This window comes from Mameliella sp. MMSF_3455, assembly GCF_030733205.1.
Classification (GTDB): domain Bacteria; phylum Pseudomonadota; class Alphaproteobacteria; order Rhodobacterales; family Rhodobacteraceae; genus Antarctobacter.
The window spans coordinates 1-10,483 of the sequence record NZ_JASHJL010000078.1 but is presented as its reverse complement, the minus strand read 5'-3'; the positions used below and the strand labels follow the sequence as shown (position 1 = coordinate 10,483).

The 10,483-nt window shown below is 66.6% G+C and carries 10 protein-coding genes; 7 read left to right on the top strand and 3 right to left on the bottom strand.

The features are described from left to right. Nucleotides 1–62 precede the first annotated feature (62 nt). On the bottom strand, nt 63–1,844 hold the full coding sequence (locus RBB42_RS27440) for an IlvD/Edd family dehydratase (protein WP_305972587.1): 1,782 nt from the start codon (nt 1,842–1,844) through the stop codon (nt 63–65). A 148-nt stretch (nt 1,845–1,992) separates the two neighbouring features. On the opposite strand from RBB42_RS27440, the gene RBB42_RS27435 reads away from it, so the two are divergent. Together RBB42_RS27435 and RBB42_RS27430 are read left to right on the top strand one after the other, a co-directional pair. Beyond that, the gene (locus RBB42_RS27435) at nt 1,993–2,514 is read left to right on the top strand and encodes a hypothetical protein (RefSeq protein WP_305972586.1); all 522 of its coding nucleotides are present in this window, start codon (nt 1,993–1,995) and stop codon (nt 2,512–2,514) included. Then, the gene (locus tag RBB42_RS27430; protein ID WP_305972585.1) at nt 2,511–3,209 is read left to right on the top strand and encodes an RraA family protein; all 699 of its coding nucleotides are present in this window, start codon (nt 2,511–2,513) and stop codon (nt 3,207–3,209) included. Before RBB42_RS27435 ends, RBB42_RS27430 begins: the two co-directional genes overlap by 4 nt. Before the next feature lie 132 nt (nt 3,210–3,341). On the opposite strand, the gene RBB42_RS27425 is transcribed toward RBB42_RS27430, so the two are convergent. Then, nucleotides 3,342–4,232 (bottom strand): phytanoyl-CoA dioxygenase family protein, encoded by an 891-nt coding sequence (locus RBB42_RS27425; protein ID WP_305972584.1) that lies wholly within the window; start codon nt 4,230–4,232, stop codon nt 3,342–3,344. A 99-nt stretch (nt 4,233–4,331) separates the two neighbouring features. On the opposite strand from RBB42_RS27425, the gene RBB42_RS27420 reads away from it, so the two are divergent. Beyond that, nucleotides 4,332–5,336, top strand: coding sequence for a LacI family DNA-binding transcriptional regulator (locus RBB42_RS27420; protein WP_305972583.1), 1,005 nt, complete (start codon nt 4,332–4,334; stop codon nt 5,334–5,336). Here the strand turns inward: RBB42_RS27420 and RBB42_RS27415 are convergent. Next, the gene (locus tag RBB42_RS27415) at nt 5,333–6,256 is read right to left on the bottom strand and encodes an NAD(P)-dependent oxidoreductase (RefSeq protein WP_305972582.1); all 924 of its coding nucleotides are present in this window, start codon (nt 6,254–6,256) and stop codon (nt 5,333–5,335) included. The genes RBB42_RS27420 and RBB42_RS27415 overlap by 4 nt on opposite strands. A 215-nt stretch (nt 6,257–6,471) precedes the next feature. Here RBB42_RS27415 and RBB42_RS27410 point away from each other — a divergent pair, with 215 nt between their 5' ends. Genes RBB42_RS27410 through denD form a run of 4 tightly spaced genes read left to right on the top strand, consistent with a single transcriptional unit; the run spans nt 6,472 to nt 10,346 of the window. Next, the gene (locus RBB42_RS27410; protein WP_305972581.1) at nt 6,472–7,080 is read left to right on the top strand and encodes a LysE family translocator; all 609 of its coding nucleotides are present in this window, start codon (nt 6,472–6,474) and stop codon (nt 7,078–7,080) included. Next, on the top strand, nt 7,070–8,464 hold the full coding sequence (locus RBB42_RS27405) for an FAD-binding oxidoreductase (protein ID WP_305972580.1): 1,395 nt from the start codon (nt 7,070–7,072) through the stop codon (nt 8,462–8,464). Before RBB42_RS27410 ends, RBB42_RS27405 begins: the two co-directional genes overlap by 11 nt. Continuing rightward, a complete protein-coding gene (locus tag RBB42_RS27400) occupies nt 8,461–9,387 on the top strand; it encodes a sugar kinase (protein WP_305972579.1) in 927 nt (308 codons plus the stop codon). Before RBB42_RS27405 ends, RBB42_RS27400 begins: the two co-directional genes overlap by 4 nt. Beyond that, nucleotides 9,384–10,346: a D-erythronate dehydrogenase gene (gene denD, locus RBB42_RS27395; RefSeq protein ID WP_305972578.1), complete on the top strand. Its 963-nt coding sequence runs from the start codon at nt 9,384–9,386 to the stop codon at nt 10,344–10,346. The genes RBB42_RS27400 and denD overlap by 4 nt, the downstream gene beginning before the upstream one ends. Nucleotides 10,347–10,483: the final 137 nt, after the last annotated feature.

Genomic DNA, 10,483 nt, shown 5'->3' with positions numbered 1-10,483 from the left:
CCCCCCCCCCCCCCCCCCCCCCCCCCCCCCCCCCTTCCCACGTCATCGCCCCGAACCGACGTTCAGTGATTGTCGCGCGGCAAATCCTTCGCAATACGCTGGTAGGCTGTCGCCAGTTCCAGGCAGCCGCCGTCGCCCAGTTGGCCGACATGGGTGCGATAGATCTCTTCCCAGGGCGTCCGGCTGACGATCTCCGGCGCCTCCCAGGCCGCCTGCCGCGCGGCCCAGTCCTCGTCCGGGACAAGCGCATCCATGCGGCTGGCGTTCAGGTCCAGCCGGACCCGGTCGCCGGTCTGCAGGAAGGCCAGTCCGCCGCCCACCACCGATTCCGGCGAGGCATTCAGGATCGACGGGCTTTCCGAGGTTCCCGATTGCCGCCCGTCGCCCACCGTCGGCAGGTGGTTGATCCCCGCCTTGATCAGCGCATCCGGCGGCTGCATGTTCACCACCTCGGCAGAGCCCGGATAACCGACGCAGCCCACGTTGCGGATGAACAGAACCGTGCGTTCGTCGATGCCGAGGCTCTCGTCGTTGATCCGGTCGTGGTAATCCTCGGGGCCTTCAAACACCACGGCGCGCGCCTCGAAGACACCTTCATTGCCCGGTTCCGACAGGAACCGCTTGCGGAAATCCTCGGAGATCACGCTGGTCTTCATCAGGGCACTGTCGAAGAGATTGCCGGAAAGCACCTTGAACCCGGCGTTGGAACGCATCGGTGCGTCGTAGCGCTTGATCACATCGGTATCGAGGCTGTCACAACCGGCCAGATTCACCCCCATGCTGTTGCCCGTCGCGGTCATCGCCCCGGCGTGCAACCGACCGGCGCTCATCAGCTCGCCCATGACCGCCGGAACGCCCCCGGCGCGAAAGAAACTCTCGCCCAGGTACTCGCCGGCGGGCTGCATGTTGACCAGCAAAGGCACGTCAAAGCCGATGGTTTCCCAGTCCTTGACGTTCAGTTCCACCCCGGCATGACGTGCGATGGCTTGCAGGTGCGGCGGCGCGTTCGTGGACCCGCCGATGGCGCTGTTGACCACGATGGCATTCTCGAAGGCCTCGCGGGTCAGGATGTCCGAGGGTTTGAGATCCTCGTAGACCATCTCGACGATGCGCTGCCCGGTCTCGTAGGCCATGGCCATGCGTTCGCGGAACGGCGCGGGAATGGCGCTGGACCCGGTCAGGGTCATGCCCAGCGCCTCGGACATGGCGTTCATCGTGCTCGCGGTGCCCATGGTGTTGCAATGGCCCAGGCTGGGCGCGCTGGAACAGACGCGGCCAATGAATTCCTCGTAGTCGATCTTGCCTTCGGCCAGCAGGCGGCGGCTTTCCCAGACGATGGTGCCGGACCCCGCGCGCTTGCCCTTCCACCAGCCGTCCAGCATCGGACCGCCGTTCAGCCCGATGGCGGGAATGTCGACCGTGGCCGCGCCCATCAGCATGGCCGGCGTGGTCTTGTCACAGCCCGTCGTCAGCACAACCCCGTCGATCGGATAGCCGTGCAGCACCTCGACCAGGCTCAGGTAGGCCAGGTTGCGGTCCAGCGCGGCGGTCGGCCGCTTGCCGGTCTCCTGGATCGGGTGGACGGGGAACTCCATCGGGATGCCCCCGGCCTCGCGGATTCCGGCCTTGATGCGGTCCATCAGGAAGACGTGGATCTTGTTGCAGGGCGCCAGGTCGCTGCCGGTATTGGCGATGCCGATGATCGGCTTTTCGCCCTGCAGTTCCTCGCGGGTAAAGGCCTGGTTCTGGTAACGCTCGACATAAAGCGCGGTCATGCCCGGGTTGTTGGGATTGTCGAACCACTCCTGCGAGCGGAAGCGCTTGTTGGCGCGGGTATCTGACATGTCCTTCCTCCCCTGGCACGCCTGCCGATTCTGGCAGGTCTGTTCTCTTGTGCGAGTGTTCCAATTTGGTATACCAAATGCAAGCCGCTCGGCGGGAGGCCGGGCGAGAGAGGGCGAAAACCGCCCCCAGGGCCGGGAGGACATGACCATGACGACACGCCCCGCCGCGCATCGCGCGGCGCCCTTGACGCTGGCCGCCCTGCTGCTGGCCGCCCCGCTTCAGGCAGACCCGCGCCTCGACCTCGACGGCCTGCGCAGCTGCGTCGAGACCGCGGTGGACCTGGGCAAGGCCCCCACCGCCTGCGTGGACAGTGCCCACGCGCCCTGCCTTGACATCTCGACCGAAACCCCTGCCGTGGCGGGCCTCTGCTTTGCCGAAACGCGCCAGGAATGGTCGGATGCCATAGCCGCGCGCATGGCGGACCTGCGCGAAAAGGCGCCGGAACGGATCGCCGCGCTTGCCGGGATCGAGGTGAAATACGACCTGTTGTCGGCGCTGGTGCAATGCGACCGGATGGAGGAACTGGCCCTCCTGCGGGAACTGCCCGCCGAGGAAATCCAGCTGCAGAAAGCCCGCTGTACGGCCACCGCCTCGGGGCTGGCCTATATCCGCCTGCTCTGGCGCCTGCCCGACCCCGACACACCACTTTCCAAGGAGACTGACCAATGATCGGAGAACCGCCCCGCCTGACCATCGTCAAGGGCGCCCCCCGCCCCACTGAGGCGCAGATCGCCGCCCTGCAAGGGGTCGAGACCGCCTTTCTCTGCGACGCGATGGGCGGCATGGGAGCAATGGCAACCCCCATCGCGCCGATCGGGTTCGGGCGCGACCTGGACTGTCACGCAGTGGGCCCGGCGCTGGTGGCGGACAGCGGCCCCGCCGACATCATCGCCACACTCGCAGCAGTCAACCTGCTGACGCCGGGCGACGTGGTGGTCCATGCGGCCCACGGCAACCAGGACCGGGCCACCATCGGCGACCAGGTGTCGGGGATGCTCAGGAACGCGGGCGCGGCCGGTTTCGTCACCGACGGCCCGATGCGCGACTACGCGGGTATCGTCGCCGCCGGCCTGCCCGCCTGGTGCACCGGACTGAATCCCAATTCGCCCTATACATCGGGTCCTGGTACCCTGGGGGGCAGCGCGACCGTCGGCGGCTGCCATGTTGCCACCGGCGACATGATCGTGGCCGACCGCAACGGCGTCGTGGTGATCCCCTTCGCCCGGATCGACGAGGTCATCGCACGTCTCGGTGAGATCCACAGTCTCGAGGCCGAGCTCGAGGCCAAGGTCAAGGGCGGGTTCAAGACGCCGCTGGAGATCGAGGCGATGCTGGCGGACGGCTCGGCCGTGGAAATCGGGTAAGGGGGCGCTGCCCCCTCGGCCTGCGGCCTTCACCCCCGGAGGTATTTTTCGGAGAGAAGAAACAGGAGCGCAGGTTTCGGCTTCTTCTCTCCGAAAATACTCAAAAACTATTCAACTGGACAACCAACAACCTCAGGCAAAGGCGCTCTTGGCACCGCCGCTCATCTGGGTCTTGAAGATCGAGGTGTTGTCCGGCGCCGGGGGCAAGGGCAGCGTCACCGGCACATCCGCCATCCGTGGCGTGAAGACCGGCGCGCCGGTGATCATCCGATCCTGGAAATCCTCCCAGAACTTTCGCTGCCCCAACGCGTGGATATAGCTTGACCCGCCCAGAAGCGGCCAGGCATCGGCGCTGGCGCATTCGTAGAACAGGATCTTGCGCGCCCGGTCCGAAACATTGGGCGCCGAACCGTGCAGCAGGCGCACGTGATGCACCGTCATGTCCCCTGCCTTGCCGGTCAGCGTGACGATCCTGTCCCTGTCGAACAACGGATCGTCGGGGTCGATCGCGCCGCAGAACACCCCGCCAGCATGATGGCTCAGCACGGGCCCTCTGTGTGATCCCGGAAGCACCATCAGTGGACCGTTGTCCTCGGTCACGTCCTCGAGCATCAGCCCGAAGGCCAGCAACGAGTCGTTCGTGGCCGGGTAGAAGGCCCAGTCCTGGTGCCATTCCACCGCCGCGCCGCCGCCCGGCGCCTTGCAGTTGAGCTTGGCGGTGTTCAGCACCGTGTCCGGGCCGAGGAGGTCGTTCAGCACCTCCGTCACCTTCGAGTGTTTCAGGATGCGGTCATAGACCGGGTGCTGCTTGTGCGGCAGCTTGATCCGGGTCAGGCGCGGATTGTCGGCGGAATGGCCCGTGTCGAGGTCGAAACGCTCGTCGCTTTCGGTGACAGCGCGCGAGGCGTCGATCAGCCTGTCGGTCACGGCCTGCAGTTCGGCCAGTTCCCCTGGCGTCACCACCTGCTCGACCTTGAGGTATCCGTTCTCGGCGTAGAATTCCTGTTGTTCACGGCTCAGCATAGCGTCTCCTCCCCTGCCACATGCCCATGGTATCGATACCATGACTTGCGTGGTACCGATACCACCCTATCCTGAGCGCTGTCAAACGAAGGGACCGAGATGAACCGCAAATGGGTGACGATGGGTGACGTGGCGCGCGCGGCGGGGGTCGGCAAGATCACCGTCAGCCGCGCCCTGCGCACCCCGTCCAAGGTCAGCGCCGATACGCTGGAGAAGGTGCAGAAGGCGGTGATGGAGCTTGGCTATGTTCGCGACGAGACTGCCGGCGCGCTGTCCTCCCAGCGCTCGCGCGTTGTGGGGGCGCTGGTCTCGACCCTGGAACAGCCTGTCTTTGCCTCGACCATCCGCGGGCTGGAAGAAGGGCTGAGCGCGGGCGGGTTGCAGCTGCTGCTGGGCAGCACACGCTACCAGCCCGAGAAAGAAGCGCTCATGGTCTCGACGCTGCTGGGCCGGCGCCCCGATGCGCTGGTGCTGACCAGCAGCGTCCACACGGAGGACACCCGTCGCCTGCTGCGCGCTGCGGGTCTGCCGGTCATCGAACTCTGGGAACTGCCGGAAACGCCTATCCATGCCGCCGTCGGCTTTTCCAACCGAGCAGCGGGGCGCGACATGACGCGCCACCTGATCGCCTCGGGGCGCCGCGCGCCGGTCTTCCTGCGCACCGAACGCGCCAGCGATACGCGCGCCGACATGCGCGAGAAAGGCTACCGCGATGCACTGGACGGGCGCCAGGCGCGCAGTCTCGCCGTTCCCCCGCAAGAGGGCCGCAGCGGGCCGGATTACGGAGCCGAGGGGCTGGCGCAGATCATGGCGCGCTGGCCGGAGACGGATGCGGTGGTCTGCGTCAGCGACGCCTTGGCAGTTGGGGCGCTCTGCGAGGCGCGGCGCCGGGGCATCGACGTGCCGGGCGCACTGGCGGTGACCGGCTTTGGCGATATCGACGTGGCGGGCGCGTCCGCCCTGGACCTGACCACCGTCTGCATCGACGGCGCTGCCATCGGGCGCGAGGCCGCGCGCCTGACCCTCGCCGCCTGCGACGGCGAGGATATCCGGGGCACGCGGATTGACCTGGGCTACCAGCTGATCCGCCGGGCGACGGGCTAGTCGCGGCCCTTCTTCGCCTCTTCCTCGAGGTCCAGACCGTTCATCCGCGCGATGTGATCGGCGATCCACGGCACATAGTCCCCGGCATGGCCCTGCGCCTCGATCTGGGCGAAATACTGCCGCGCGGCGGAGGCGACGGGCGAGAGCGCCCCCGCCTCGCCCGCCATCGACAGGGCATAGCGCAGGTCCTTCGATGCATTGGCCACGGTGAACTTGTGCGCGTCCCGGTTCCGGTTCACCGCGTAATCCATGAAGGTATCGAAGAACCCGTTGCCCAACCGGGATGAGCCGATCACCTGCTGGATCGTGGCTGGCGCGATGCCCACCTTGGCGCCCAGCGACGTCACCTCGGCATAGAGCGCGGCATAGCTCATGGAGATGGTGTTCATGATCAGCTTCATCTTGTGGCCCGCCCCGACCGGGCCGACGTGGTTGATGTTGCCGGCCCAGCAATCCAGCACCGGCAGGATGCGCCGGAAGATCTCCGGATCGGCGCCCACCATCGCATCCAGCGTGCCGGCCTCGGCCTCCTTCGGCGTGCGGCCGAGGGGCGCATCCACCATGTGACCGCCGCGTTCCCCAAGCTCCGCCGCCAGCGCAAGGGTCACATTGGGATCGGAGGTGGAACATTCCACCACGATCAGCCCGTCCCGCATTCCCGCCAGGATGCCCTCCTCGCCACGAAAGACGCTTTCGACCTGCGGGGCGCTGCCAAGACAGATGTGGATCACGTCGCAAGCTGCGGCCATCTCTCTAGGGGTCGCGACCTCGGTGGCGCCGCGCGCCACCAGATCCTCGACCGGGGCACGGTTGCGATTGCCCTTGATCACCAGCGGATGGCCCTTTTCCAGAAGGTTCCGGGCCATCCCGTGGCCCATGAGACCCACCCCGATGAAGCCGACCTTTACCTTGTCAGACATGCGCTTCCTCCCCCTTGTCGCGCCCCGGCTCGGGATGGCGCACGGGCAAAAGCGGCGCCTGGCCGCAAACGGTCTTCCTCCGTCCCGCACGCCGTTGACATTCCCGCCCCGGCTGGTTTGATTGCAGATGGTATACCAAACCGGCCGCGACGCAAGCAGGCCGGGCATCAGCCGGACCGGGAGGAGAACATGACAGCGACACGGGCGCCTGCCCCATGCTGACCTTTGCGCTGGCCGTCTTCTTCCTGATCATCACGCCGGGTCCCGGGGTGTTGTCGACTGCCGGACTGGGCGCGGCCTACGGGTTCCGCCCGGGGCTGGCCTATGTGCTGGGGCTTTTCATCGGCACCAATCTCGTCGCGCTGGCGGTGATTTCCGGCGTGGCCGCCATTGTCCTGTCGGTGCCGATGGTGCGCAACGTGTTGATGGTGGCCTCGATCGCCTACCTGCTCTACCTCGCGGCGCGCATCGCCTTTGCCGGCAGCAGGATCGCCTTCGTCGAGGCCAAGGCCCCTCCGGCCGTCATGTCAGGACTGCTGCTGCAGGCGATCAATCCCAAGGCCTACGCGGTCAACACCACGCTCTTTGCAGGCTTTCCCTATGCCCCCGACAACATCGTGTTCGAGACGGTGTCCAAGCTGTTCATCGTCAACACGATCTGGATTCCGATCCACCTGGGCTGGCTGCTGGCCGGGGCCACGCTGCACCGGCTGAACCTGTCCGAAACAGCCCACCGCCGGATCAATTACGCCATGGCCGCCTCGATGCTGGCGGTCGTGGTTCTTGCCATCTTCGCCGCCGGAGACGCCGCCAATGTCCAATGACACAGCCATCGCCAGGCTACAGGAACTGCTGGGAGACCGGCTGAGCACCTCGCAGGCCGAGCGCACGCTGCACGGCCAGAACGAGACCTATTATCCCAACACGCCGCCCGACGCGGTCGCCTACCCGGAGACGACCGACGAAGTCTCTCAGATCCTGAAGATCTGTCACGCGCAGGCCTGCCCGGTCACGGCCTATGGTGCCGCCAGTTCGCTGGAGGGCCAGCACCTTGCCCTGCACGGCGGGATCAGCCTGGACATGAGCCGCATGAACCGCGTGCTGGCGGTCGATCCAGAGGACCTGACCTGCACCGTGCAGCCGGGCCTGACCCGCAAGGCCCTGAACGAAGAGCTGCGCGCCACCGGCCTCTTCTTTTCGGTCGACCCCGGCGCGGACGCCAGCATCGGCGGCATGGCCGCAACCCGCGCCTCGGGCACCACCGCCGTCCGCTACGGCACGATCCGCGACAACGTGCTGGCGCTGGAGGCGGTCATGGCCGACGGAACGGTGATCCGCTCGGGCTCCCGCGCGCGGAAATCCTCGACCGGCTTTGACCTCACGCACCTGATGATCGGGTCCGAGGGCACGCTGGGCATCCTCACCGAGCTGACCCTGCGCCTGCACGGGACACCGGAGGCCGTCACCGCCGCCACCTGCCGCTTCGAGGACGTGGAGCAGGCGGTGCAATGCGTCATCACCACCATCCAATGCGGCATCCCGATGGCCCGGATCGAGCTCCTCGATCACATGATGGTGCGCGGCTTCAACGCCTATGCCGTTGCGGGCCTGCCGGAAAAACCGCACCTGTTCCTGGAGTTCCACGGCGCGCCGCAGGCGGTCGCAGAACAGATGACCAGTTTCGAGGAAATCGCGGCCGAATTCGGCGCCGAGGGTTGGCAGACCGCCACCACGACAGAGGACCGTACCGCGCTCTGGGCCATGCGCCACAACGCGCATTATGCCTCTGCCGCCCTGGGAAAGGGCAAGCACATCTGGCCCACGGATGTCTGCGTGCCGATCTCTCACCTGGCCGAGGCCGTGGCGCAAAGCCAGGCCGATGCCACCCGTCTTGGCCTGACCGCCACCATCGTCGGCCACGTCGGTGACGGCAATTTCCACGCCGGCCTGTCCGTCGATCCAAACGACCCGGACGAAATGGCCCGTGCGCATGAATTCACCCATGCCCTTGGCGAAACCGCCCTGCGACTGGGCGGCACCGTGTCCGGCGAACATGGCATCGGCATCGGCAAGCAATCGTTCATGGATGCCGAACACGGCGCGGCATTGGCCTATATGCGGGCCATCAAACAGGCCTTCGACCCAAGGGGCATCCTCAACCCGGGCAAGCTGTTGCCCGCCCAACCACAGACAAGGGCCGCCGAATGACACGCTTTCTTTCGCTGGGCGAAATCATGATCGAGATGGCCCCGGCGCCGCAAAACCCCGGCCTGTTCCGGTTGGGCTATGCCGGGGACACCTTCAACACCGCCTGGTACGCGCGGCGCCTGCTGCCCGCGACATGGACCGTCAGCTATGGCACCGTGCTGGGAGAGGATGCCATGTCCGACGACCTTGCCCGCTTTATCGGCGCGCAGGGCATATCGAACGACGCGATCCGGCGCCACCCGACCAGAACGCCCGGGCTCTACATGATCCAGACCCGCGACGGCGAACGCAGCTTCTCCTACTGGCGCGGCCAGTCCGCGGCCAAGACCCTCGCCGATGACCCGGCCTGGCTGGACGAGATCATGGCGGAACGCGACGTGATCCAGTTCTCGGGCATCACGCTGGCGATCCTCGCCCCCGAAGCGCGCAGGACGCTTTGCGCCGCGCTGGGGCGGGCACGGGCGTCCGGCGCCCACGTCGCCTTTGACACCAACCTGCGCCCGGCGCTCTGGGAAAGCGCCGAGGCAATGCGCTCGGGCCTGCTCATGGGGGCCGCGGTCTCGGACACCGTCCTGCCCAGCTTCGACGAGGAACAACTGGCCTTTCAGGACGCCACGCCGGACGACACCTTGCAACGCTACCGTGCCGCCGGCTCCAGCTGCGTGGTCATCAAGAACGGCGAGGCCCCCTGCCACGGCTGGTCAGAGGAAGACGGCACCGTCACCACCACCCCGCCCGAGGTGGCCAAAATCATCGACAGCACGGCGGCGGGCGACAGTTTCGGTGCCGGTTTCCTGGCCGCACGCGCAACGGGCGCCAGCCTCGGCACCGCCATGTCCCGCGCCGCCCACCTGGCGGCAGAGGTCATCCAGCACCCCGGCGCGCTGGCGCCACAGATCTTCGACCAAGGAGAGACCCCATGAACATTCTCATCATCGGCGGCGCCGGTCTCGTCGGCCAGAAACTCGCCCGCCTGCTGGCAAAACGTGGCACGCTGCGCGGCAAGCCCATCACGCGCCTGACCCTGGCCGATGTCGTCACCCCCGCCGAGATCGACGCGCCCTTCGAGGTCTCCTACCAGAAGGCCGACATCACCGATCCCGTCTCCGCCGCAGAGGCCATCGCGCCGGATACCGACGTGATCTACCTGCTGGCGGCGGTCGTCTCGGCCCATGCCGAAGAGGATTTCGACTTCGGCTACAAGGTCAACCTGCACGGCCATCTCAACGTGCTGGAACGCGCCCGTGCCCTGGGGACACAGCCGGTCGTGGTCTTCACCTCTTCGATCGCCGTCTATGGCGGCGAGGTGCCCCAGCCCTTCACGGATGACAGTTTCCTCAACCCGCAGATCAGCTACGGCACGCAAAAGGCCATCGGCGAGCTGCTGCTGAACGACTATTCCCGGCGCGGCTTCATCGACGGGCGCGGCTTTCGTCTGCCGACAATCTCTATCCGCCCGGGCAAGCCCAACCGCGCCGCCTCGGGCTTCATGTCCTCGATCTTCCGCGAGCCGCTGCAGGGCCAGACCGCCAACTGCCCGGTGGACCCGGATTTCCACCATTTCTACCTCAGCCCCCGCAAATGCGTCGAAAACCTTGTGAAGGGCGCCGAGATCGCGCGCGAAGACCTCGGCATGAACCATTGCATGACCATGCCGGGCCAGGTCTTGACCATCCGCCAGATGATCGACGCCATGACCGCCGTCGCCGGACCGGAACCTGCCAAGCTCATCACCTGGGAACCCCAGCCAGAGATCGCGGACATCCTGAAGGGCTGGCGCAACGAAATCCGCCCGCAAAAGGCCGCCCGCCTCGGCCTCGAACCCGACGCCAGCTTCGAGGAAAACATCCGCAATTTCCTCGAGGACGACCTGCCCGCCTGAGACGGGCCCCGGTTTCTTTGGGCTTCAAATACCTCTGGGGGTGAATGCGCGGCACGCGCAGAGGGGGCAGCGCCCCTTGTTCGGCCGTCATTTGCTTCCCCGCGCGTGCTGTTTCGCTGCGTGATCAGCATTTTACG